Origin of the sequence: Haloarcula sp. S1AR25-4 (assembly GCF_031624555.1) — an archaeon.
In the GTDB taxonomy this organism is placed as follows: domain Archaea; phylum Halobacteriota; class Halobacteria; order Halobacteriales; family Haloarculaceae; genus Haloarcula; species Haloarcula pellucida.
Genome location: NZ_JAMQOR010000003.1, coordinates 495,198 through 518,183, shown reverse-complemented (window position 1 = coordinate 518,183; position 22,986 = coordinate 495,198). Strand labels below are relative to the sequence as shown.

Below are 22,986 nucleotides of genomic sequence, written 5' to 3'. Positions count from 1 at the left end.
TTCCCAACTAGAGTGATTAATCCTTTGTAGTGGCGAGTTCCCAGACGTCGAGGGACCTGACGGTAACTTCGCAGTCGTCGGCATACAGCCCGACCCCCGTGCTATCCGGGCGTGTCGGGTAGATTCGGGAGGTGAGCGCCTGCGCGTCGTTCGTGAACAGTTCGAGGACCGACCGGTCGAGGAACAGGTGCAACGAGAACGTCCCGTCCTCGTCGAGCGTGAGGGGCATCGAGTCCGAACTGTCGGCCGCCGCGTCGCTGTTGGACGACTGAGAGCGGTCGACGACTACCTCGCGATGGCGAATCTTACAGCGGACGACGGTGCGTTCCTCGCCGTCGGGCGTCTCACGCAGAACGAGGCCGAACTCGCCGACGTTCCGCGCGTCGACGGTCATCTTCACCTCCAGCGTGTCCCCCTCGATATCGGCGAGCGGATTCGTCCCGTCCGGGGAGACGGTGAGGTCACTGAACGAGTGATGGGTCTCGCGGAGGGCTTCGAGTTCCGTCGGGAGCGAGAACTCCGGCGTGCCGTCCGCCGCCAGTGAGACGACGCGCGGGAGCGACATGGCGCCGGACCACCCGGCGTCCCACTGGGCTTCTCTGTCTCGGCCCTCCTTCAGCCACCCGAACATGAGCGTCCGGCCGTCGTCCGCCGCGAACGACTGCGGCGCGTAGAAGACGCCGTGGTCGAGGACGCCGTGGTCCTCGGGTTCGAACCGCTTTGCCGCCTCGTCGTACTCGCCGCTGAAGTACGCGACCTTCGAGTAGTCCGAGACGTGGAGCAGCGACCCCTCGTCGAACCGCAGGAGTTCCGGACACTCCCATATCGGGCCGGTCTTGCGCCAATCGCCGGTCAGAATCGGGTGGCAGTACTCCCATTCGAGGAGGTCCTCGGACTCGAACAGGAGGGCTGCACCCCCTTCGCCCTCGATGCCTGACCCGACAATCTGGTACCACGTCTCACCCGTCCGCCAGACGCAGTGGTCGCGGAACTCCGCGCGCCAGTCGATGCTCTGTAACACGTCCACGTCGGCGGGCATCTCCGTGATGAGCGGGTTCTCGGCCGCCTTGGTCCACGTCCGCAGCGAGTCGTCCTCGGCGCGAGCGAGACACGGCAGTTGGTCCCCGTCGTCGCCGCCGGTGTACATCACGCTCGGCGTGCCCTCGTCGTCGACGAAACACCCGGACCAGACGCCGACGGCGTCCGGACCGTCCGGGTCGGGTGCGAGCGCTATCGGTTCGTCCTCCCAGTGGACGAGATCGTCGGAGACGGCGTGGCCCCAGTGGATGCTGTCGTGGAACGGCCCCGCCGGGTTGTACTGATAGAAGAGGTGATAGCGGCCGTTCCACTGGACGAGGCCGTTGGGGTCGTTGAGCCAGTTCGCGGGCGGCGTGAAGTGATAGGCGGGGCGGTGGTTCGCGTCAGGGACCGCCTCGCGCATCGCCTCGAACTCCTCGCGTCCCTTCGGCCGGCCGACAGTCCGTGGGTCCGACCCCTCGCCCGCGGCGTAGGCGAGGCAGTTGTCGAGGAGCGTCTCCTGTACGTCAGTCTGGAGGGCAGCGAGGCCGTGGCCGACGCCGACGACCCGACCGTCACCGACCTCCCAGCAGAGGAGCGACTTGAGATTTGGCCGGTCGGTGCCGTCGTCGCGTCGGGCCGCGAGAACGTCGGCGTCGTTCGGATGGAGCGAGTCGTAATGGACCGAGACGGCGTCTGTGGCGGGTGCGCCGTTGGGGCGGAGACCGTCGATGCCGCCGAATATCGGGTGATCCTCGAAGAGGCGGCGGACGAGGAACCCCGTCTCGTCGGCGTCGACGCGTCCGACCGAATCCGGTTCGTGCGCCTCGATACCGAGTTCGGCCGCCGCCTCGACGGCGCCGTGGGTGAGGAGGAGACCACCGCCGTCCGCGACGAACGCTGTCAGTTCCCCACCGACCGCGGCGAGTCGCTGTCTAGCGGCGTCGTCAAGCGCCGACTCGCAGTGCATCCAGAGGACGTCGTACTCGTCGAGCGCCTCGACGGAGAGGTCCGCGAGCGGGTGCGTCTCGTACGGCAAATCGGGCTCAATCGGCGTCTCGGTGACGAGAAGCGTCGTCTGGGGACGAGGGCCCGTCCCGAGAGTGGCGTTCGAGTTATCCATTTTCACAACTATCGTGAGGATTTTCTTTAGGTTTATGTGTGTCGGTCACGTCATTGTCCACCATGGTTCCGGGCACCGGTCGTGTTCAGCAAACGGCTTATTGCGGAAACTCTAGCACACGACAATGACTGCAGAGGACGACGCGAAACTCGCCCTCCTCAGGGAGACACTCGAAGACAACGTCGACCTGACGACCTACGAGACGGAGGTGTATCTCGCACTCGTCCGGGGTGGGACCCAGACGATGACCGACATCGCGGAGACCAGCGATGTCCCGAAACAGCGCGTCTACGACATCGTCGACGGCCTCCGTGAGCGCGGGTTCGTGGAGGTCATCGACGACTACCCGCGGAAGGCCTACGCCGTGGACCCCTCCGAGGCGCTCTCCTCCATCCGCGACCAGATTTCCCGGGCCGAGGAGTATCTGGAGGAACTCCACGACACCGTCGAGACCGTCGAGAGTGGCGTCGCCCTGTTCAAGAGCGAGAGCACCATCAAGCGGTACGTCAGCGACCTCTTGCAGACGGCCGAACACGACATCCTGTTGCTCCTCCCCGTCGACCGACTCTCCGCGGTCGTCGACGACCTCGAACAGTGCGCTGACCAGCAAGTGCGTCTCGTGCTCTCGAACGCGTCACCGGACGAACTGGAGGAGGAGTCCTTGCACGAGTCTATCCCCGGCACGGTCGACGAGGCGCGCGTGGTCTCGACGCGGGAGGACTTCGCTCTGACTACCGACCGTAGCCGGGGGCTCTACTGGGTGCAGGAGGGCCGCGACTACGTCGAAGACGAGGGACAGGGCTACTACGTCACGAACCCGAGTCTGGCGATGGTCCTCGACCGGTTCGTCTCCGAGTCGATATGGCCGCTCGCGCAACCGCTGGAGCGGTCGTCTAAGCGCCCGACGCTGCCGCGACAGTACATGCGCATCCGTGACTGCCTCGCCGACGTCTCCGTCCTGACCGACAGCCAACCGGTCGACGCCTTCGAGATTACCTTCGAGGGATACGACACCGAGACGGGCGAGGAGGTGACCGAGACGGGGACCCTGACCAGTTACTACTACACGGAGTACGACGTCCGCTCGTCCCTGACACTCAGCGTCGACACGGCGACGGAATCGCTCACGTCCCCGAAGATTACCGTCGGCGGCGTCGGAACGCGCAACGTCGATTACACCGCCTACAGCATCGAATTGCGGCAAAACGGGACGAGCCACGCAGCCAAAATCGACGACGAGACGCGACGCCACTTGGAGGCGTGCAAGGCGGAACTGCCTCCCGAGTTCGGCAACGGGTCCGTCGCCCTCTGTTTCGATGCGTTCATCGACCGCATGCGCGAGTTCATCCAGCGTCGGCCCGGCGGCGAGTACGAGCAGATTCGCCAGTTCGACGCCTTCCGGGAGGCGCTCGTCCGCTACGAGGCCAGCGAGACGCCGCCCCGCGTCGAGTGGCGCCAGACCCGCACCGAACCCGGCGGCCTCATCGCCCACGTCGGTGGCGTCTTCGACGAACTCGGGTACGACGTGACGCTCATCGGGCGGATGGGCGACCCGATACGGGCCGAGTTCGCCCGAAAGTTCCGCGACCAGACGCTCGTCAGCCTCGGCCGGACTACCAGCACCGACTACGTCTGGTTCGAGGACCGGAAGTTCCTGCTGACGGAACCGAACCCCGAACCGCTGAACTGGGCGCGCATCGAGGACCGAATCGGGGCCTCGGCGTTCGCCGAGTACATCGACGGACGGTCCGTCGTCAACATGGGGTCGTGGTACTCGACGCCGGAACTGGTGGACATCGTCGACCACCTCAGAGACGACATCTGGCCGCGGCTCAGTTCTCCACCCGAACACGTCCACTTCGTCCCCGGCGAAGTCGACCAGCTATCGGCCGAAGAACTCGAACGCGGCTGTGAGGCGCTCGGTGCGCTCGACGACGTCGTCCCCGTGACGATAACGGCGAACCGAAACCAGACCCGCCGGTTCCGTGACATCCTGTTACAGCGCTCCGACGAGGAGACGGTACCGACCGTCCAGCGCGTCCGCGAGCGGTTCGACGTGACCCGGTACGTGATGCACTCACAGCGGGGCGCGACGCTCGCCTCCCGTGACGACGTGCTTTCGGTGAAAGCTCCGCAGGTCGTGAACCCACATCAACTCCGGAACGTCGACGAGCACTTCCTCAGCGGGATGACGCTCGCACTGGCCGAGGGACTTTCCGACGGTGCCGCCCTCGTACTGGCGAACACCGTCGCCAGTTACTTCATGCGACACAAGAAGTCCCCTGAATCTCGGGAGATTCGGACGTTTATCTCCGAGTACGAGGCGTTCTTCGCGGAGTAGCGGCCCACGGAACTGGTTTTATCACCACGATGGTCGTCACACCGGACGTGACAGTTGCTATCGGAGCCATCGGCCTCGGGCGACTCGGCCGTCAGGAGTGTCGACAGTACACCGCCTTCGACGACGTGACGCTCGTCGGCGGCGTCGACGTCTCGGCCGACGCCCGCGAGACGTTCGAAGACGCGTTCGACCGACCGGCCTACGAGTCGGTCGAGGAACTGCTCGACGGCCACGGCGACGAACTAGACGCGGTCAGTATCTGTACGCCCCACACCCTCCATCACGACCACACGATGGCGGCGCTGGAGGCGGACTGCCACGCCTTCGTCGAGAAGCCGCTGACGACGGAACTGTCGACGGCGCGTGAACTGGTCGAGACGGCGGCCGACCGAGACCGGGTGTTGCAGGTCGGGTTCCAGCGCCACTTCGACCCGCTGTTCGCCGAACTCCGGCGTATCGTCCAGTCGGGCGAGGTCGGCACGCCCCACACCGTCAACGCCTATCTGGGCCAGCGGTGGATAACCGACCACGAGGGGACGTGGCGCACCACGCCGTCGCTCTCCGGCGGCGGACAACTGTTCGACTCCGGGACGCACCTCGTCGACGCGATGCTGTGGGTGCTTGACGCGGACCCGACGGCGGTGACCGGCATCGTCGACGAACGGGGTCACGACGTGGACGTCAACAGCGCCCTCGCGGCGACGCTGGACGCGGACGGCCAGCGGATCACGGCGAGCGTCTGTGTCAGCGGTGCCGGCACCGATATCGCACCCGACGACGGTATCACGGTCTGGGGGACCGAGGGCCACGTCTCGCTCTCGGACGGCGACCTGACCGTCACGACGCCACAGTCGACTCGCGAGGTGAGCGTCGACGGCGACCGGGACTTCGAGACGCTGACCCGCCGGAAACTCCGCAACTTCGTCGACGCCGTCGAGGGCACGGCCGACTCCGTCGTCACCGGGGAGTACGGACTGGCGGTGACAGCGTTCCTCGAAAGCGCCTACGAGGCGGCCCAGCGGGGCGAAACCGTCCACGTCGACGACCTCACGGACGGGTGACGTAGTCGCTCGTCGGCGCGCGGAAAGCGAGACAGGCGTAGATTCAAACCGGTCGGGCCCAGAGGAGACGACATGACCGACAGCGAGTGGATCGGCGAGACGTTCACGAGCGACGTTGGCTGGTCGCATCTGGAGACGCTGGTCGACGTCGGGAACCGGATGGCCGGCAGCGCGGGCGAACGCGAGGCCGCGGAGGCGACGCGTGACGCCCTCGCCGAGTACGCCGAGGACGCCCGCCTCGAACGGTTCGACATTCAGGGCTGGGTCCGCGGCGACAGCAGCATCGCTGCCGACGGGACCACCGTCACCGGGGCCGACCACGAGGTCATCGCACTGCCGCGCTCGCCGGCCAGCGAGGCCACCGGCGACCTCGTGGACGTGGGCTACGGCCTGCCGACGGACTTCGAGGACGCCGACTGCGAGGGAAAGGTGGTACTGGTCCGGTCGGACGTACCCGAGTGGTACGAGCGATACATCCACCGGCGCGAAAAGTACTACCACGCCGTCGAGGCCGGGGCAGTCGCCTTCGTCTACCGGAACCACGTCGAGGGGATGCTCCCGCCGACGGGGAGCGTCGGCACCGAGGACGCCCCGATAGGCGAGATCCCCGCCGTCGGTGTGGCCAGCGAGACGGGGGCGCGACTGGCCCGGCGCTACGCGGGCGACCCGGTGACGGTCGCCGTCGACTGCGGGACGCCCGCCGCGACGAGCCAGAACGTCCACGCCGAACTCGGCCCGGATACCGACAAGCGAGTGCTGGTGACGAGCCACGTCGACGCCCACGACATCGCCGAGGGGGCGAGCGACAACGGCGCCGGCACCGCGACCGTAGTCGAGATAGCGCGCGCACTCGCCGCCCGCGAAGACGAGCTAGCGAGTCGCGTCGAGTTCGTCGCCTTCGGGGCGGAGGAGGTCGGACTCGTCGGCTCCGGTCGACTGGCAGCGGAGCGCGACCTCGATTCGATACGGGCGATACTGAACCTCGACGGCATCGTCCGCGGCCGGACCCTCCAGTGTTTCACCCACGGGTTCGACGCGCTCGGCGAGGCCGCCGAGTCGGTGGCCGACCGGTTCGACCATCCCGTGACGACCAGCCCCGAACAGAGCCCTCACAGCGATCACTGGCCGTTCGTCACGTGGGGCGTGCCCGGCGTCCACGTCACGAGCGAGACGGGCGAGACGGGTCGTGGCTGGGGCCACACGCACGCCGATACGCTGGACAAACTCGAACCACGAACCCTCCGCGAACAGGCCATCCTGTTGACCGACCTCGCCGTCACACTCACCGAGGAGTCGTACGACCGGGCGGCCCCCGAAACGATAGCCGCCGCACTCGAAGCAGAGAACCTCGCGGCAGGGATGAAGATTACCGGCGACTGGCCCTACGACGACTGAGCGGGAGGCGACGGGTTCTCGTCCGACGGGACCCACACACCGTCTCGACGCCGGTACTGGTCACCGGTTGCTAGCGAATTTGCGGTCGGAAGGTAACACCTGGGCAACAGCTATTAGTCCATCGACCGTAGTTTTCCGTGTGTGATGCCGTATGACTCCCGTTGAAGACCCGCGAACGGACCTTTCGCTCGACGCTGGCGAACTCGAGGGCGCGGCGGGACCGCCACCCGACGACCTGTTCAAAGCGCTGGCGAGCGAGAAGCGACGGCGACTCCTCGCGATACTCACCGAGCAGGCGACGATTTCGCTGGACGACTTGACGGACGTACTCGTCGGTTGGGAGGCCACTGACAGCGGTCCTGCGGGCCCCGACGAGTGGGCTCGAATGAAGATAGAACTCGTTCACGCACACCTCCCGCTGCTGGCCGATACCGGTCTCGTGGTCCACGACGAGGCCGCCGGGGAGGTCCGCCTCGAGTCGGTTTCGGACCCGATCCGTGACTTGCTCAGGTTCGCCACCGAGTACGAACGCGTCGTCGAGACGGGTCGTTCCCAGCCAACGGACTCGTGACACTCGGTTCGATTCTCTCCGAGGTCGCCGCCGAAGAGAAGACGGTCGTCGTCTACTCGCCCGACGACACCGGCGAGGACTTAGCCGAGCGACTGGCGACGCGAAATCTACACGTCGACCACCGAAAGATACCCTCGATTAGCGCCGACGCGTTCGTCGTCGTCCGAGACGGCAGTCGGTTTCGGGGTGCCCTCTCGCTGTCGGACTTGCTCGTGTTTCTCTCTCCGCCCATCCACCGGCCCGAAGACCTCGACTCGGTCGACGCCGCGTATCGCGCCCTGTTCGAACTGCTCGACCAGACGGTGTTCGTCACACTCGACCGGCGGCAGTTGCTCGCAACCTCTCGCGAGATAGAGGACCGGGCGTGGCGGACCGGCCGCGGACGACTCCACGTCGGCTTTCAGTCGGTGGCGGCCTTCGAAGCGCAGGCGGGCCTCTATCGGGACCTCGCAGCAACCACCGACGTCGACGTCCACGTCTACGTCCCCGCGGGCGCACCCAGTGGCTACCTCGACGACGCGCCGCTGACGGCGCATACGGACGTCGACGAGGACCTCGCCCGGTACTGGTTCATCCTGTTCGACGGCCGCGGTGAAGCGGGCCTCCCAGACGGCCAGACACTGGCCGACGACGGCACTGAGAGCACCCAGAGCTGTGCGCTCATCGCCGAAGCGACCGGTCCAGACTGCTACCGTGGCGTCTGGACGTACGACCCCGACCGGGTCGCGCGAGCGTTCGAGGCCGTGACCTGACCGGGTAGCCGAACCCGAAAGACGATGGTTCGATATCTTATATAATTAGCAGGACAGTATTCTAGGTATGGTTTCCCCCGATAGATAGCGTATAACTCACGTCCACGGCGGTGAAAGAACTTACTCGGTTCGAAAGTAACATATTTCGTAGATTATTTATCTGAGTGGCGACTGTCTACCGATGGCGGGCCATCAGGCCGACCTCGGTGACCGGTCACCCCCCACCCACCGCCCGGTCACCAGACCCCATTCCCACATGGCGTCTACACCATTTCCACGGCCGACCCATGCCTGCCGTCGTCAGTCAGCCCCACGTGGCCGCCCTCGTGTCAGGGGCGGTCCCGTACACCAATCCAATCGCTGGTGCCGCGCCGACCCACCACGGCGTGGCACCGACCTGCCAACCGTTCCTGTAAAGCGTCGCAGTTAGTCGCCGAACGCGCGTTCAGCGTCCGCTTTGGCCTGCGGGATGACGCGCTGTTCGGCCCGACGCATCGCCCGGGCCGCTTCGTCGGTGAACTCCACGCTCAGCGACGGGAGCGCCCGCGCGAGTCCGCCCAGCACCTCACCAGGGTCTATCTCCAACTCGAACGCGAAGGCGTCTCGTTCGTCTCGAAGCGGCGTACTGAACTCGAAGTGGTCCTCGACGACGTCGACGGCCCGGTCGTAGTCGTACGTCGCGACGACGGCCGTCCAGAAGGCGTCGCTGTCGGCGGCCACCAGCGGTGCGATGTCGTCCCCGAAGGCCCGCTGGCGGTCTAGCAGTCGCTGCCGGATGGCGTCGCGTCGCTCGCCGTGGACCGACGGCCGGAGCGCGTTCCAGTACAGGTCCCGGTCCAGAATCTCGTCTTCGTACGCCTCGAACGACGCCCCGCGATCGGCCGCGTAGTCGAGGACGGGATCGAACTGGTGGAGGAGCGTCCGCTGGTACTCCCGCAGTTTCGGCCGGACGACGTGGCGTTCGAGAGGGTCGCTGTTCTTCAGTAGTTTGCTCGCGGCGCGACTCCCGCCGCTGCGTGCCCCACGCAGGACGGCGGCCACGTCGAACGCCGCGTACGTCTCGTCGACGAGGTCCGAGAGGTACGTCTCGAACCCGTCTTCGACCGCTCGTCGTGTCACACACCCTCCTGAGGACTGCACCGACCTATCGTTTGCGGCGAGTACGCGGTCGACACGGGTGCCGGTCGCCGTCCGAACCATTTATTTCCACTACCGATAATCTCGTGGTATGACTGAACGAATATCGTCGGTCGAGGAGCCGGTCGCGGCGGCCGGGGAGCGAGAGCTCGTCGTCGGCGGCGACCGCCCCATCCGTCTCTCGGCGGGCCATCGGCTCATGCACCACGACGGGAAGTGCTCGCGCCCTCACGGCCACAACTACGAGGTGACGGTTCGGGTGACCGGGGAACTCACCGACGAGGGGTGGGTCGTCGATAAGGGCGACGTGACGGGCGTCGTCGAGGAGTGGGACCACCGCTTCCTGCTGGAACGCGGGGATCCGCTCGTCGAGGCGTTCGAGACGAGCGGCGACGGCGACGCCCTCGTCGTGCTGAACCACCCGCCGACGGCCGAGGTGATGGCCGTCGTCCTCGAATCGCGACTGAGCGACCGCCTCCCGGACACCGTCTCCGACGTCTCGGTGTCGGTCCGGGAGACGAGCGAACTCTGCACTCGCTGATGCCCGTCGCTAGCGACACCGACGGCCTCGACGAGGCGGTCGAACGGACGGACGACGCAGGGCCCGGGGGCGACCTGCCCATCAACGAACTGTTCTGCTCGCTCCAAGGCGAGGGTCGACTGGCCGGCGTCCCATCCGTCTTCGTCCGCACGAGCGGCTGTAACCTCCGTTGCTGGTTCTGTGACTCCTATCACACCTCGTGGGAACCGACCGGTGACTGGTACAGCGTCGACGACGTCACGGCCGCCGTCGAGACGTACGACGCCGACCACGTCGTCCTGACCGGCGGCGAACCGCTCGTCCACGAGGCCAGCGTCGACCTGCTGGACGAACTGGGCGACCGTGGGTACCACACCACCGTCGAGACCAACGGGACCATCTACCGGGACGCGGCCATCGACCTCGCGAGCGTCAGCCCCAAACTCGCCTCCAGTACGCCCACCGCCGGCCGGGATCCGAAAGGCGACGGCGAGTGGGCGGACCGCCACGAGGACCGGCGACTCGACGTGCCGACGCTCGCCGAACTGGTCGACGCCTACGAGACGCAACTGAAGTTCGTCGTCACCGGTCCCGAGGATATGGACGAGATAGAGCGTCTCGTCTCTCGCGTACGCGAGGCGGCCGACGCCGCCGTCCCCGACGACCGGGTCCTGTTGATGCCGGAAGGCCAGACGCGCGAGCGACTCGAAGTGACTCGGGAGGTCGTCGCCGACCTCGCCATTGAGTACGGCTACCGCTACACGCCGCGCCTGCACGTCGACCTCTGGAACGACGCACCGGGTACGTGACCACCGAACGACGACACCGACCGATGATACACGACGACCGCGCTGTCGTCCTCGCCTCCGGCGGGATGGACAGCGCCACGGCGGCCTACGAAGCACAGTCCCGCGGGTACGACGACCTGTACCTGCTGCACACCAGTTACGGCCAGAACACCGAGCAACGCGAGTTCGAGTGCGCGCGAGCGCTGGCCGACCACGTCGACGCGGCGGACTTCTGTCACGTCGAGACGAGCCACCTCCAGCAGATCGGCGGGTCCTCGCTCACCGACGAGGAGATGGCCGTCGCCGACGCCGACACGGAGAGCGACGAGATTCCGAGTTCCTACGTCCCGTTCCGGAACGCCAACCTGCTGTCGATGGCCGTCTCCTACGCGGAGGCCAACGGTTGCTCGGCGGTGTTCATCGGCGCCCACAGCGAGGACTTCTCGGGGTACCCCGATTGCCGGCCTGCCTTTTTCGAGGCGTTCCAACGAGTCGTCGACGTCGGAACGAAACCCGAGACGGAGATAACGCTCGTCACACCGTTCGTCGAGTGGTCGAAGACGGACATCGCCGAGCGCGGGCTCGAGCTTGGGGTCCCGTACGCCGATACGTGGTCGTGTTACCGCAGCGACGAGCCCGCGTGTGGCACCTGCGACGCCTGTGCGTTCCGCCTCGAAGCGTTCCAGCGACTCGGCGAACGGGATCCGATACCGTACGAAGAGCGGCCGGAGTACGCCGACTGAACGACGTCGGCAGGTCGGTCACTCCATCTCGATGTCGGCGGCGACGCCGTCTAAGACGTACTCGGCAGCGGTCCGTGTGGTCGCGAGCGGCACGTCGTGAACGTCACAGATACGCAAGAGCGCAGAGATGTCCGGTTCGTGTGGCTGTGCCGTCAGCGGGTCGCGGAGGAAGACGATGGCGTCCATCTCGTCTTCGGCTACCAGCGCGCCGATCTGGGTGTCGCCGCCGAGGGGGCCGCTCTGCTTGCGGTCGATGGTGAGGTCCGTCTCCTCCATGATCCGCTTTCCGGTCGTGCCCGTACTGACGAGGTCGAACTCCGAGAGGACACCCTCGTAGGCTTCGACGAGGTCTATCATCTCCGGCTTCTCGTCGTCGTGAGCAATGAGTGCAACGCGTACCATATCGCGGTCAACGTGGGCCGCCGGCAAAGTGGTATCGACGCCTACGCCACGGTGACGTCCCCGGTGGCCGTCACGGTCACTTCGTGGTTCTCCACGTCGAAGGTGATCGACTCGCGGTCACCGTCGCCGACGACCGCACGGAGGTCGGCGGCGTCGACGTACGACTCGATAGCGGCGACGTCGTCGCGGTCGAGATCTGTCGCCGCCGCGACAGCGTCGACGATTACTTCGGCTGCAGGTTCGGGGCTGATCCACTCGTCACTGCCCTCACCGGCGGCACCGCCCCGTATCATGTACACTGTTCCGTCGTCCGATTTCATGCGAGCATCTACTCCGTCAATCGATATAACGGGCTGTGCGTGGTTTCAGAACGTGAAATAACCGGTCCTCTCCGGAGCGGTCGTCGAGACGCACGGGAGTCATTTGTTCGGTAACCCGAGCTGGAGTCGGTCCGGTGCGGCGAGCGTCTGCTCGACGAGCGTCCCAGTGCCGCGTCGCAGTCGTTCGGAGGCCGCCTGGCTGGAGATGTCGAGGACGCCAGCCAGATCCGAGAGCGACGCGTCCCGCGGGACGGTGAAGTACCCCTCTTCGAGTGCGAGCAGGAGGACCTCTCGCTGCGGGTCGGTCACGCCGAACGTCTCCGTCGCTTCGTCGGCGTCGTCCTCCATCATCGAGCGGACGTCCACGTCCAGATTCTCCGCGACGACGTGTTCGCGGAACGTGAGGACGGCGCTCCGGTCGGGGAAGCGCCCGCGGATCGACCAGCCACCCTCGTCACAGGCCCCACGGGCGAACACGCCGTCGGTACGCAATAGCCCGTTGCCGATAGTGGTCAGCGGTCCGTCCGTCGTGTGGACGACGTACCAGTGGCCGCCGGCCTCCGGCCCGACGTGGACCGCTCTGTCGACGCGGTCGTCGCTTACCAGTGTCGCGTCGACGCTACGTTTCTCGTCTGTCCCGACCCAGACCACGGTTCGGCACCCGTCTTCGGTACACTGGAGATGTTGCATCGTGACCCCGTCGGCGGCCGACCCACCGACCTCACGAAGGAACCCTGTCTCTACGTGAAATTCGACAATCATGTCGTCACGTCCGGGCGGTGATGACATAAAACTCAGGCAGACGACCGTCCGACGGGAAAACGGTGTCCGGGGAGCGGGGAACGTGCTGTCAGAGGCATGGCCCGGCGACCCGAGACACCAGATGATATTACCGAGTGATATTACTTAAACATACACGCTACGCGTGACGGTTTACCGTGGCACGGACAGTCCCGTCGGCCGGGGACGTGCGTGCCGGTCCGGCGTCGACGGCTCATACTGGTGGCTGTAACAAACTGAAGTAGTTCGCCACTCCGGGGTGGCGAATATCGTTACGAACTTACAGCCACCAGTATCAGTCGAGGTTCTCGCGCTGGTACGACCCCTCGTAGGTCCCCTCGTGGGCCGCCTCCGCGAGAACGAGTTGGGCGATGCGGGCGCCTTCCGCCAGTTCGATGGGATGGTGGACCTCTAGCAGGCCCTCGCCGCGCCCCTCGTAGCCGGCGTCCCAGACGGCCGTATCCAGCATACAGGAGTTGCGTAGCAGCGATGATCGAGGGTACAGAAAGCCGACGTGTCCCTCCGGGATGACCACCCGGTCGGCGTACTCGACGACGTAGCCGCCTCGCTCCAGCGAGTAGACGCCGTCCTCGGCGTCGAGTTCCCTGCGTTCGCCGACCGTCTTGCCGCCCTGTTCGATGCGTCCGGGTTCGATCTGTTCGTACACCGCGCCCAGCGTCAGATCGACGCCGTTCGGTTGCACCTGTGCCTCCCGCACGTCGCCGAGTCTGTCGGCGACGAACGCGCCACTCTTGAACATGGCGGTGGGTCGAACGCCCACGGCGAAAACGCTGCTGTTTGTCCGCCCAAAAAACCGACGGACATCGGTAGCGGTCGATGAAAAATAGGGCGGAATACGCGGGATTTATACGCGCTGGCAATCGACATGGGGACGTTATGGGACAGACGCTCACGGAAAAGATTCTCGACGACCATCTCGTCGAAGGGGAACTCACACCCGGAGAAGAGATCGGTATCGAGATCGATCAGGTGCTCACACAGGACACGACCGGCACGCTCGTCTGGCTACAGTTCGAGGCGCTGGGTCTCGAAGAGGTCCAGACGGAACTGGCCGCCCAGTACTGTGACCACCAGACCTACCAGTTCGACTTCAAGAACACGGACGACCACCGCTTCCTCCGCTCGGCCGCGGGGACGTTCGGTGCGCACTTCTCGCGCCCCGGCAACGGTATCTGTCACAACGTCCACAAGGAGAACTTCGCCGCGCCCGGCAAGACGATGCTCGGCTCGGACTCTCACACCCCGACGCCCGGTGGCCTCGGCGAACTCGCCATCGGTTCGGGTGGGCTGGACGTCGCCGTCGCGATGGGTGGCGGCGCCTACTACATCGACATGCCCGAGGTCGTCAACGTGCGTCTCGAAGGCGAACTGCCCGACTGGGCGACCGCCAAGGACGTCATCTTAGAGCTGCTCCGCCGCCTCTCGGTCAAGGGCGGCGTCGGCAAGGTGCTCGAATACACCGGCCCCGGCGTCGAGACGCTGACCGTCCCCGAGCGGACGACCATCACCAACATGGGTACCGAACTCGGTGCCACCTCCTCGATCTTCCCGACGGACGAGCAGACCGAGGACTACCTCGAACGCCTCGGCCGCGAGGACGAGTTCGTCGAGATCGGTCCCGACGAAGACGCCGAGTACGACGACGAGATCGTCGTCGACCTCTCGGACCTCGAACCGCTCATCGCCGAGCCGTCGATGCCGGACAACGTCGTCCCCGTCAGCGAAGTCGAGGGCGTCGACGTCGAGCAGGTCATCATCGGCTCCTGTACGAACGGCGCCTACGAGGACATCCTGCCCTCGGCGAAGATGCTCGAAGGGCGCAACATCGACAAGAAGACCGAGATGATCGTCGCCCCCGGGTCGAAGCAGGCCTCCGAGATGCTGGCCCGACAGGGCTGGACCGCGGAGATGATGGCCGCCGGCGTCAACTTCTCCGAGGCGACGTGTGGTGCCTGTATCGGCATCGGCCACGTCCCGGCTTCGGATTCGGTCTCGTTGCGGACCTTCAACCGCAACTTCGAGGGTCGCTCCGGCATCGAGGACGACAACGTCTACCTCTGCTCGCCGGAAGTCGCCACCGCGGCGGCGCTCAAGGGCGAAATCGTGGACCCGCGCAACCTCGCCGACGACCTCGGCGACCTCGAGGCGCCCGGCCTGGAGATGCCTGAGGAGTACATCGGCAACTCCGAATCGGACCTCATCGCCCCCGACGAGGCCGTCGACGACGACCTCATCAAGGGCCCGAACATCGGCGACGTCCCGCTGAAGGACCCGCTCGAGGCCGAAGTCGGCGGTGAAGCCCTCCTCAAGATGGCGGACAACATCACGACGGACCACATCATCCCGGCCACGCAGGACATCCTGATGTACCGGTCGAACGTCCCGAAGCTCTCGGAGTTCACGCTCTCCCGTGTCGACGACACGTTCGCAGAGCGCGCGCTGGAGTCCGACGGCGGCGTGCTGGTCGCCGGCGAGAACTACGGGCAGGGCTCCTCGCGTGAGCACGCGGCCCTCTGTCCGATGTATCTGGGCATCGAGTCCGTGCTGGCCCAGAGCTTCGCCCGCATCCACAAGGCGAACCTCTTCAACTTCGGTATCGTCCCCCTCGAAATCGACGAGGAGACCTACGAGAAGATCGAACAGGGCGACGACGTCGAGATCGTCGACGACGTCGCAGAGGCCGTCCGCTCCGGGCAGGAAGCGTTCACCATCCGCGTGAACGACGACTGGGAGGCGACCGCGGCGCTCGACGCCTCCGACCGCGAGCGCGAAATCCTCGCCGCCGGTGGCAAACTGCCACACACGAAGGCACAGCACGAAGAAGGCGGCGCCGCGCCAGCCGACGACTGAGGAGTCTCGAACATCTCGTCTTTCTTTCGCGACCGTCTGTGAGCGTCGCGACTGCTTCGGGGCCGGGAGTGCGCTCCGTCGCACGACCCGGGGGAGGGCAGGCTGACGAGAGAAGCATACCGCTCGCCAGTGGCGAGCGGGTGCCCCGGAAGCGCGCGAAGCCGCGACTTCCGGCCGTTTTTCCCCACGTTTTTGCGAGTCGAGCGGGACCTACAGTCCCGCGGACCATGCGAACGGGCGCTCCGCGCCCGTGAGCAGAGAGCGGTGCCCACAGCGGCGCGTAGCGCCGCGAGGACACCCGACGAAGTAAAAAGTGGTCGCTAGATGGCGAGGAACTGCGTCACCAGCCACTTCGTGAAGGTGCCGGTGATGGCGCCGATCCACGAGAGGACGACGAAGTGCATGTAGGTGTTGGCCTTGTGGCCGCCGTCGACGGTCCGGATCATCAGCGACGACAGCATCGCCGAGAACATGATGATGATGACCAACAGGAACTCGATGAGCGGGATGTTGTAGACGCCGGTGTTGATGAGCGAGTTCACGTCCAGTCGGCTCCCGGCGTTGAGGTTCAGCGACATCTGTGCGAGGATGTTGACGACTTGCAGACCGATGAAGAACGCGAACGTCGAGGCCGCCGTAATCCCGTACAGCAGACCGACGAGCGTCGTCGTCGCCTGTTTGCGCTTCTGTCGCAGTTGGAGCACCTGATTCATGTTCGAGGCGATGAGTTCGCCCAGTTGCTTCGGTGACCCACCCATCTCTCGCCCGATGAGATACATCTCGGAGAACGTCTGAATGAGGTAGGAACGACAGTCGGCGGTGAAAAATCGCCACGCCGCCGTCGGTTCGATACGCATGTTGAGCCGTTTGTACAGGTCGTCGATGTTCGCGGTCAGCGGCCCGAAGTCCTTCTTGCGGAGGGTACGAAGCACCATCCCCGTCGTCGACTGCTTGGCGCCTTCGGTGGCCCCCAGCGCGCGGATGAAACTGGGGAACTCGTCGTCGCGGGCCTTCACCTTCTGTTCTTCCTGCCGGAAGACGATGCCGGGGATAATCATCGGCGTGATGGGAACGACGGCGTAGAACGGCAGGGGGACGGTATCGAGGAAGAAGAGCAAGTCACCCAGCGTGATCGGCGAGATGCCGAACATGCCGCCCACGGTGACGAACGCGAGCACCACGGAAAGTCCGACGCCGGCGTACATCGACTTGTCGAGTCGCTCCTCTATCGGCGAGGGGTACTCTTCGGGGTGGAACCAGACCGGGTCGTAGGGGGCCATCGAGCGAATCGCGAGGAAGAAGCCCGACTGGACGAAGATGAACATCACGATGACGGCGCTGACGGTCATCGTCGGGTTCGTCCCGGTGAGCACCGGGAGGACGACGGCGAACACCAGCGCGAACGTCATCGAGAGGATCATCGAGAGGTAGAGGTCCTTCATGACCTCCAGACTGTCCAGCGAACTCCGGTAGACGGTGGTGTAGTGCTGGATAATCTGCTCCTGTTCGGAGAGGAGGTAGTCCTCCAGCGACTGGCCGGCCCCGAGCGTGTAGGCCAAGCGGTCGAGGAAGTCCGAGAAGGCGTCGCTGGGCACTTCCTTGGCGCGGCGACGACAGGCGTCATCGAGGCTCTGGTTCCACGTGTCGACCAACTGGACGATACGATGCATCTCCATCGCGAGTTCGCCGTACTCCTCTTCCTGTGCGAGGGTGCGAAACACCTCCATGCGGTCGATTTTCGTCGTCGCCAGCACGGTCATGTGGGTGATCAAGAGGTGAAAGCGGTTGTTGAGTTCGCGCTTTCGCTGGCTCAGCAGAATCTTCGGGTAGAAGATGGCCGACGTCATCGCGAGAAAGCCCAACAGCGGAATCGGCGCACGGATAGTCATCGGGAGGTCGAGCAACAGCGCCGCAACCGTCGAGACGACGAAAAAGGCCACGGACGGCAACAGGATGAAAAAGAGGTACCGCTCCAGCGGAATCGTCATCTGGCGGTACGACTCGACGAGACTCTGGACGGTCTCGGTGATGGTGAGGTCGATCCCGCTCTCTGCTTCGCTCTGGGCCATCGTTAGTTGGGCCGCGAGATGTTGAACGGAATCCCCTCGACGCCGTCACGCTGGAAGTCGGAGATGAAGTCGTTGACTTCGTGGTATCCCAGAATCCCCTCCTGGATCGCGCGTTCGATCATGTCGGCGCGAAAGCGCAGGTCGTCGTAGATGTCACGGGTGTCCTCGTACCCGAGCAGCGTCGCGATCTGTTCTTCGAGGACGAACGAGTTGTTCATCCCCTGGAAGACGATTTCGTCCTCGACGGGGTCCCAGTTAAACACCTGCCGGGTGACGACACCGTCCATCTCCTTGGAGTAGCCTTCGATCTCCTGTACGCTCGTGACACGGCGCAAGACCTTATCGCCCTGCTTGACGCGGTTCTGGAACAGCGCCACGTCGGCGACGTCCATGAACGTCTCCGGAACGTTGATTGGTTCGCCGGTGAAGCGCTGAATCATCGAGACGATGTCGCTGGCGTGGAAGGTCAGCATCACCGGGTGGCCGGTCTGGGCCGCCTGGAACGCCATCCGACCCTCTTCGCCACGAACCTCCCCCACGATGATGTAGTCGGGGCGCGACCGGAGTGCGGCCGCGACGAGGTCGAACATGTCGATGCTGGTCCCCTCGTCTTCGCCCTCGCGAGTGAGGAGTTGCTGCCACGTGTTGTGTGGCGGCAGCACCTCGGCGGTGTCCTCTGCGGTGTAGATCTTCGCGTCGTCGGGGATGAACGAGGTGATGGCGTTCAGCGTCGTCGTCTTCCCGGAGGCGGTCTCCCCGACGACGAACACCGTCTGTTCGTTCTCTAGACAGAGCCAGAGGTACGCCGCCAGTTCCGGCGAGAGCGTCATCCACTTCGTAATCTGGAAGATGGAGAGGGGAATCTCATCGCCTTGGCGGATGGTGAGCGACGGGCCTTTGAGGCTCACGTCGTCGGAGTAGATGAGGTTCAGACGCGACCCGTCCGGGAGCGTCGAGTCGACGATAGGGTCCGAGTCAGAGACCGGGTCGCCCATCCGTTCGCCCATGTTCCGAAGCCACTGGTCGAACGCCTCCTCGCTCTGCCACTCCACCGTCGTCTCCAGCATCCCGTAGACGCCGTGATCGACGTGGCACTCGCTCCGGCCGATGACGTGGATGTCCTCGTTGGCCGGGTCCCGCATGACCGGTTCGAGCGGTCCGAGACCGACGATGTCGCGGTTGAGTCGGTAGAGGATGTTCTCGTAGGTGGACTGAGTCACCTCGACGCTGCCGACGTCGGTGAGATTCGACAGACGGGTGAGGACGCCGCTGTCGGCGTCCTCGTCGCGGACGCGTGTCGTCTCCTGAAGGAGTTCCTCGATTCGGTCGTCGTACTCCGCCTCGTCTTCCGGGGCGGGTTTGTTGACGCTCTTCTGGAGGAGTCGGTTGCGGACCTTCCCGAAGACGACCTGTTCCTCCTGGTCCAGTTCCGGTTCGATGGCGTAGTACTTCATGTCCTGCCCGATGTCGCCGTAGATGTGACAGAAGATGGGGCCCCCGACGGGGTAGAGGACGTTCGGGCGCTTGGACTCGTACTCGCTGTCGGCCTCGTCGATGAGCATCGGGAACTCCCCGGTAATCTGTTTGAACTTCTTGAGATGGTCCCGGAGATGCGGCCGACGGGCCGCTATCTGTCGAAGTTCGTCCGAGGGTTTCGCACGTCCGTGATCTGTCATATCTTAGAACACCTCTTAGGCGACGCTCCGCGATTCGATGACGATGCCGGTCCCCGACCGCACCGAGAACCCGATAGTGTCACCGACCTGTTCGCCCATGCCGGCAAAGCGGAGGACGTTGATCTGCCGGCGCGTATCGTTGCCGACTTCGATCATCTCCAGTTCGATGAACACGTCGGCGATGGCCCGGAACGGGCCGATGGCCTCCTCGTCCAGCGTCGAGGGGTCGACGGTGAGCATGATGCACTTGCCCTCGGAGATGATGTCCCTGAAAAAGGAGATGATTTCGAGGGCCGCCTGTCGCTCATCGTTCTGACGGACCAGCGCCTCGAACTTCGGATCGTTCCGGAGGATAGCGTCGAACGTGTCGATGACGACGACGTCGGCGTCCCACATCACCTCCGCCTCCATCAGGCGGCGGAGCAGTTCCTTTCGTTCCTGTTCCTCGTCGCCGCCGGAGAACGTATTCGAGTCCCCGATGTCCGCGTGCAAAAAGAGGACGTCCTCGTCGAGGATGTGATCGACCATGTCGTAGGACAGCGAGTGCATCTGGTCTAAGAAACTCCCGACGGTGAGTTCCGTCGAGAGGTAGGTCACGTCGTGGCCTTCCTCACAGAGGCCGTAGGTGAACCGCTGGCTCATCGCGGACTTGCCGGCCCCGTAGTCACCCTCGACGAGGATGATACTGCCCGGCGGGATGCCGCCACCCAGTTCCTTGTTCAGTCGGTCGTGGTCGTCCAGTCCCAGCGAGAACAGGTCGGTACTTGCGAGACTCATGCTCGGAACCTGAACACCTCCTCGTCGCCGTTGACGATTATCTTGACGCGGTGGTCACCCGCCGACAGTCCGGACGTCGCTATCTCGACGCGGACCACCGTCCCGGGTCGCCAGACGCCGTCGGTACCGTCGAGCAGCGTCACCCCGAAGTTCGAGACGAACTGCCCGTCGAGGAACAGGTCCATCTGTCCGGGGTCGGCACCGAGTGGTTCGGACCCGGTGTTCTTGACGTGGAGCGTGACGTTCTCGTTGCCGTCACTGTTGTAGACGGCGCTACTGCCGCTGTCGGAGATGACTTCGACGTCGGTCCGGACGTCGCGACTGACGTCCAGTCCCTGTTCGGAGACGGCGTTGCTCAACTGGCCGATGCTGTCGGTGAACACGCCGGCGACGCTCGCCGCGATCATCATCGACGCGATGAAGATGATGAGGTGAGAGACGGAGACGCTCGCCATCTAGCTCACCACCTTCGTCGTCTCGACGGCCGAGACGCCGGGGCCGGTGACTATCTTCACCCGGCCGGGGTCCGTCGTCAGACCCGTGGCGTTGACGACGAGTTGCTCCTCGGGGAGCCAGATGTCCGTCGTCTCGTCGCCGTCGACGGCGGTCCGGTAGCCGGTGAGGTACACGTTGTCCGCCAGCAGGTCCACGTCGGCGACGGTCAGGTCCGTCGACCCCGTGTTGACGACGGTGACGTTCAGCGAGTCCGCCGTCGTGTTGTAGGTCACGTCGGTCACGTCGATGGCCGTGTTCTGCTGTTCGAGCGTCCGGTCGGCCTGTGCGTCGCGGGCGTCGTTGACGTTCTCGAAGCCGTTGGCCGTCGCCGAGTAGAACATCCCGAAGCCGATGAACATGGCGACGAAGATGAGGGCCGCCGAGCCACTAACGCTGAAGCCCATCGGCACCACCTCCGACGAGTTTCGAGAGCGCGACGGCGTCGGCCCCGCTGTCGTCGTCCAACTGCGAGATGTAGCGGAGGCTCTCGGTGTGGTGGTCGATGGTGAGACCACTGCCGGTATCGTCTACGTCGTCGAACCCACGGAGGTACTCCGAGAGGGTGTCGGCGACGGACGCGTCTATCCAGCCGATGGTCTCGTAGTAGTCTATCGCACGGGACGCCTCGCGGTAGCCCGCCTGACTGACGAGGAACTCCAGCCACTCCACGACGATGAGGTCTGCCGCGAACCCCTCCGGCATCGTCTGGAGGTACGGTTTGCCGCCGTCGCTGTCGGCGTCTGCGTCCGCCTGAGTCGTCGTTTCGGGTTCCGGCTCCGGTTCCGGGTCGGACGTAACTTCGGGTTCCGGCTCTGGCTCCGGGTCGGACGTAACTTCGGGTTCCGGCTCTGGCTCCGGATTGGGCGTGACCTCGGGTTCCGGTTCCGGCTCCGGATCGGGCGTGACCTCGGGTTCCGGGTCGGGTTCGACCGCGTCGGCGGTCGGTTCGGCCGTTTCGTCGTCGGTGTCGCCCAGCCCGTCGTCCTCGATGACTTCGTCGAACAGGTCGTCGTTTTCGAGGCCGCCGTCGTCGTCTTCCAGCAGGTCGTCGCCGTCGTCGTCTTCCAGTAGCTCTTCGTCCGCATCCATCGACGCCTCGTCGTCGGCCTCGTCGCCGCTGGCCCAGTCGGCGTCGCCCGACTCGTACTCGTCTTTCAGTTCGGCGAAGGACTTCCCGCCCTCGCTGTCGTCGCTACCACCCTCGTCCACGTCGAGTCCATCGTCCATGCTCATGTCGTCTTCCTCCTCGAAATCGTCGAATCCCTCGTCGAACGACCCGCCGTCGTCCTCGAAGTCGTCTCCGCCGAAGTCGTCGTCGCCGAACATATCGTCGCCGTCGTCCATCGACATCCCACCGCCGTCGTCCTCGACGAGGTCCTCGTCGAAGAAGCCCTCGGCGTCCGCGGTGGCGACGTCGTCGTCGATGTCCGCTTCCTCCTCGTCATCGCCGTCGTCGTCGAACAGACCGAACGACCCGCCGCCACCCATGCCGCCGCCCATCCCGGCGTCGACGTCGTCGGCGAAGGGGTTGACCCCGCGGGTGACCATCTCGTAGATGTCGAGTAACTTCCGGACGTTCTCCTGTACTTCGTCGACCGATTCGGAGATAGATTCGTTCTCCGTACGGACCGTGTTGACCGTCGAGGAGAGGCTGCCGACCTCGTTTTCCAGTTCGTCGATTCGGTGTTCCAGTTCGTCGGTGTCCGGCCCGGTCGCATCCTCCATGTCGCCGAACTCGTCGTCACCGAACCCGCCCATGTCGTCGCCGCCGTCGTCGAGTCCGCCGAGGCCGCCGAGGTCGTCGCCGCCACCCTCTTCGGCCATCAACCCACCGCCGTCGGCCATCTCGTCGTCGCCGTCGTCGCTCTCGTCGTCCGACATGATGGAGTCGAACATGTTCTTGATGCTCATACCGACGAGGCCCCCGGAGAGGACGACGAGCAGCGCAGGCACGAGCGTGACCACGTCCGGGGCCAGTGCCTGCAGCGTCGGTAGGAGAGCGAGACTACTCATTGTCTCTGTCAATTGCCGCAAATGCCCTTGAATATTCCGTCTAGCCTATCATAGTTGATAATAAAGGCGATAATTTCCTCGTTTTGGCCGTAAATTTCTCGTCTAACCCCTCACACTCTTTGGCAGAGGTTCGTT

At 64.9% G+C, this 22,986-nt stretch carries 21 protein-coding genes; 9 read left to right on the top strand and 12 right to left on the bottom strand.

The window, feature by feature from the left end; translation table 11 throughout:
* Positions 1-16: 16 nt before the first annotated feature.
* Positions 17-2,140, bottom strand: coding sequence for a glycoside hydrolase family 32 protein (locus tag NDI85_RS16020; protein WP_310916332.1), 2,124 nt, complete (start codon positions 2,138-2,140; stop codon positions 17-19).
* Between the two features lie 124 nt (positions 2,141-2,264).
* Between NDI85_RS16020 and NDI85_RS16015 the strand changes: the two genes are divergently transcribed.
* From NDI85_RS16015 to NDI85_RS15995, 5 genes are all read left to right on the top strand, one after another.
* Positions 2,265-4,481, top strand: coding sequence for a TrmB family transcriptional regulator (locus tag NDI85_RS16015; RefSeq protein ID WP_188999716.1), 2,217 nt, complete (start codon positions 2,265-2,267; stop codon positions 4,479-4,481).
* A gap of 29 nt (positions 4,482-4,510) precedes the next feature.
* Complete coding sequence (locus NDI85_RS16010; protein WP_188999720.1) at positions 4,511-5,542, top strand: Gfo/Idh/MocA family protein; 1,032 nt, start codon at positions 4,511-4,513, stop codon at positions 5,540-5,542.
* 72 nt (positions 5,543-5,614) lie between these two features.
* Positions 5,615-6,937, top strand: coding sequence for a M28 family peptidase (locus NDI85_RS16005; RefSeq protein ID WP_310916331.1), 1,323 nt, complete (start codon positions 5,615-5,617; stop codon positions 6,935-6,937).
* 151 nt (positions 6,938-7,088) lie between these two features.
* Positions 7,089-7,508 (top strand): hypothetical protein, encoded by a 420-nt coding sequence (locus NDI85_RS16000; RefSeq protein ID WP_188999726.1) that lies wholly within the window; start codon positions 7,089-7,091, stop codon positions 7,506-7,508.
* Positions 7,505-8,260 (top strand): DICT sensory domain-containing protein, encoded by a 756-nt coding sequence (locus tag NDI85_RS15995; RefSeq protein WP_310916330.1) that lies wholly within the window; start codon positions 7,505-7,507, stop codon positions 8,258-8,260. The genes NDI85_RS16000 and NDI85_RS15995 overlap by 4 nt, the downstream gene beginning before the upstream one ends.
* Positions 8,261-8,686: 426 nt before the next feature.
* Here the strand turns inward: NDI85_RS15995 and NDI85_RS15990 are convergent, their stop codons facing one another.
* Complete coding sequence (locus NDI85_RS15990; protein ID WP_310916329.1) at positions 8,687-9,379, bottom strand: hypothetical protein; 693 nt, start codon at positions 9,377-9,379, stop codon at positions 8,687-8,689.
* Positions 9,380-9,488: 109 nt separating this feature from the next.
* Between NDI85_RS15990 and NDI85_RS15985 the strand changes: the two genes are divergently transcribed.
* The 3 genes from NDI85_RS15985 to queC are packed head-to-tail and all read left to right on the top strand — an operon-like array spanning position 9,489 to position 11,448.
* Positions 9,489-9,938 (top strand): 6-pyruvoyl tetrahydropterin synthase family protein, encoded by a 450-nt coding sequence (locus tag NDI85_RS15985; protein WP_188999734.1) that lies wholly within the window; start codon positions 9,489-9,491, stop codon positions 9,936-9,938.
* Positions 9,938-10,726: a 7-carboxy-7-deazaguanine synthase QueE gene (locus NDI85_RS15980; RefSeq protein WP_310916328.1), complete on the top strand. Its 789-nt coding sequence runs from the start codon at positions 9,938-9,940 to the stop codon at positions 10,724-10,726. The genes NDI85_RS15985 and NDI85_RS15980 overlap by 1 nt, the downstream gene beginning before the upstream one ends.
* A 23-nt stretch (positions 10,727-10,749) precedes the next feature.
* Positions 10,750-11,448: a 7-cyano-7-deazaguanine synthase QueC gene (queC, locus tag NDI85_RS15975; RefSeq protein WP_188999754.1), complete on the top strand. Its 699-nt coding sequence runs from the start codon at positions 10,750-10,752 to the stop codon at positions 11,446-11,448.
* An 18-nt stretch (positions 11,449-11,466) separates the two neighbouring features.
* Here queC and NDI85_RS15970 read toward each other — a convergent pair whose 3' ends face one another.
* The 4 genes from NDI85_RS15970 to NDI85_RS15955 form a co-directional block, all read right to left on the bottom strand.
* Positions 11,467-11,850: a methylglyoxal synthase gene (locus NDI85_RS15970; RefSeq protein WP_188999770.1), complete on the bottom strand. Its 384-nt coding sequence runs from the start codon at positions 11,848-11,850 to the stop codon at positions 11,467-11,469.
* Positions 11,851-11,891: 41 nt separating this feature from the next.
* On the bottom strand, positions 11,892-12,170 hold the full coding sequence (locus NDI85_RS15965; protein ID WP_188999774.1) for a HalOD1 output domain-containing protein: 279 nt from the start codon (positions 12,168-12,170) through the stop codon (positions 11,892-11,894).
* Positions 12,171-12,269: 99 nt separating this feature from the next.
* Complete coding sequence (locus tag NDI85_RS15960) at positions 12,270-12,932, bottom strand: helix-turn-helix domain-containing protein (RefSeq protein WP_188999777.1); 663 nt, start codon at positions 12,930-12,932, stop codon at positions 12,270-12,272.
* 313 nt (positions 12,933-13,245) lie between these two features.
* Entirely contained in the window at positions 13,246-13,710 is a 465-nt protein-coding gene (locus NDI85_RS15955; RefSeq protein WP_166967895.1) for a deoxyuridine 5'-triphosphate nucleotidohydrolase, read from the bottom strand.
* 137 nt (positions 13,711-13,847) lie between these two features.
* Between NDI85_RS15955 and NDI85_RS15950 the strand changes: the two genes are divergently transcribed.
* Positions 13,848-15,821, top strand: a complete 1,974-nt coding sequence (locus NDI85_RS15950; protein WP_188999780.1) for an aconitate hydratase — start codon at positions 13,848-13,850, stop codon at positions 15,819-15,821.
* A 320-nt stretch (positions 15,822-16,141) separates the two neighbouring features.
* On the opposite strand, the gene flaJ is transcribed toward NDI85_RS15950, so the two are convergent.
* From flaJ to NDI85_RS15920, 6 genes are read right to left on the bottom strand one after another with little or no spacing between them, the layout of a single operon-like run.
* The gene (gene flaJ / locus NDI85_RS15945; protein WP_188999783.1) at positions 16,142-17,890 is read right to left on the bottom strand and encodes an archaellar assembly protein FlaJ; all 1,749 of its coding nucleotides are present in this window, start codon (positions 17,888-17,890) and stop codon (positions 16,142-16,144) included.
* Between the two features lie 2 nt (positions 17,891-17,892).
* Entirely contained in the window at positions 17,893-19,566 is a 1,674-nt protein-coding gene (locus NDI85_RS15940) for a type II/IV secretion system ATPase subunit (RefSeq protein ID WP_188999786.1), read from the bottom strand.
* A gap of 15 nt (positions 19,567-19,581) precedes the next feature.
* The gene (locus NDI85_RS15935; protein WP_166967887.1) at positions 19,582-20,343 is read right to left on the bottom strand and encodes an ATPase domain-containing protein; all 762 of its coding nucleotides are present in this window, start codon (positions 20,341-20,343) and stop codon (positions 19,582-19,584) included.
* A complete protein-coding gene (locus NDI85_RS15930; RefSeq protein WP_166967885.1) occupies positions 20,340-20,798 on the bottom strand; it encodes a flagellar protein G in 459 nt (152 codons plus the stop codon). Before NDI85_RS15930 ends, NDI85_RS15935 begins: the two co-directional genes overlap by 4 nt.
* A complete protein-coding gene (locus NDI85_RS15925; RefSeq protein WP_310916327.1) occupies positions 20,799-21,242 on the bottom strand; it encodes a flagellin in 444 nt (147 codons plus the stop codon).
* Positions 21,226-22,851, bottom strand: coding sequence for a FlaD/FlaE family flagellar protein (locus tag NDI85_RS15920; protein WP_310916326.1), 1,626 nt, complete (start codon positions 22,849-22,851; stop codon positions 21,226-21,228). Before NDI85_RS15920 ends, NDI85_RS15925 begins: the two co-directional genes overlap by 17 nt.
* Positions 22,852-22,986 lie beyond the last annotated feature (135 nt).

Coding starts and splice junctions, on each gene's coding strand:
- NDI85_RS16020 (WP_310916332.1), bottom strand. CDS start 2,140: ATGGATAACTCGAACGCCACTCTCGGGACGGGCCCTCGTCCCCAGACG.
- NDI85_RS16015 (WP_188999716.1), top strand. CDS start 2,265: ATGACTGCAGAGGACGACGCGAAACTCGCCCTCCTCAGGGAGACACTC.
- NDI85_RS16010 (WP_188999720.1), top strand. CDS start 4,511: ATGGTCGTCACACCGGACGTGACAGTTGCTATCGGAGCCATCGGCCTC.
- NDI85_RS16005 (WP_310916331.1), top strand. CDS start 5,615: ATGACCGACAGCGAGTGGATCGGCGAGACGTTCACGAGCGACGTTGGC.
- NDI85_RS16000 (WP_188999726.1), top strand. CDS start 7,089: ATGACTCCCGTTGAAGACCCGCGAACGGACCTTTCGCTCGACGCTGGC.
- NDI85_RS15985 (WP_188999734.1), top strand. CDS start 9,489: ATGACTGAACGAATATCGTCGGTCGAGGAGCCGGTCGCGGCGGCCGGG.
- NDI85_RS15980 (WP_310916328.1), top strand. CDS start 9,938: ATGCCCGTCGCTAGCGACACCGACGGCCTCGACGAGGCGGTCGAACGG.
- queC (WP_188999754.1), top strand. CDS start 10,750: ATGATACACGACGACCGCGCTGTCGTCCTCGCCTCCGGCGGGATGGAC.
- NDI85_RS15970 (WP_188999770.1), bottom strand. CDS start 11,850: ATGGTACGCGTTGCACTCATTGCTCACGACGACGAGAAGCCGGAGATG.
- NDI85_RS15965 (WP_188999774.1), bottom strand. CDS start 12,170: ATGAAATCGGACGACGGAACAGTGTACATGATACGGGGCGGTGCCGCC.
- NDI85_RS15960 (WP_188999777.1), bottom strand. CDS start 12,932: ATGATTGTCGAATTTCACGTAGAGACAGGGTTCCTTCGTGAGGTCGGT.
- NDI85_RS15955 (WP_166967895.1), bottom strand. CDS start 13,710: ATGTTCAAGAGTGGCGCGTTCGTCGCCGACAGACTCGGCGACGTGCGG.
- NDI85_RS15950 (WP_188999780.1), top strand. CDS start 13,848: ATGGGACAGACGCTCACGGAAAAGATTCTCGACGACCATCTCGTCGAA.
- flaJ (WP_188999783.1), bottom strand. CDS start 17,890: ATGGCCCAGAGCGAAGCAGAGAGCGGGATCGACCTCACCATCACCGAG.
- NDI85_RS15940 (WP_188999786.1), bottom strand. CDS start 19,566: ATGACAGATCACGGACGTGCGAAACCCTCGGACGAACTTCGACAGATA.
- NDI85_RS15935 (WP_166967887.1), bottom strand. CDS start 20,343: ATGAGTCTCGCAAGTACCGACCTGTTCTCGCTGGGACTGGACGACCAC.
- NDI85_RS15930 (WP_166967885.1), bottom strand. CDS start 20,798: ATGGCGAGCGTCTCCGTCTCTCACCTCATCATCTTCATCGCGTCGATG.
- NDI85_RS15925 (WP_310916327.1), bottom strand. CDS start 21,242: ATGGGCTTCAGCGTTAGTGGCTCGGCGGCCCTCATCTTCGTCGCCATG.
- NDI85_RS15920 (WP_310916326.1), bottom strand. CDS start 22,851: ATGAGTAGTCTCGCTCTCCTACCGACGCTGCAGGCACTGGCCCCGGAC.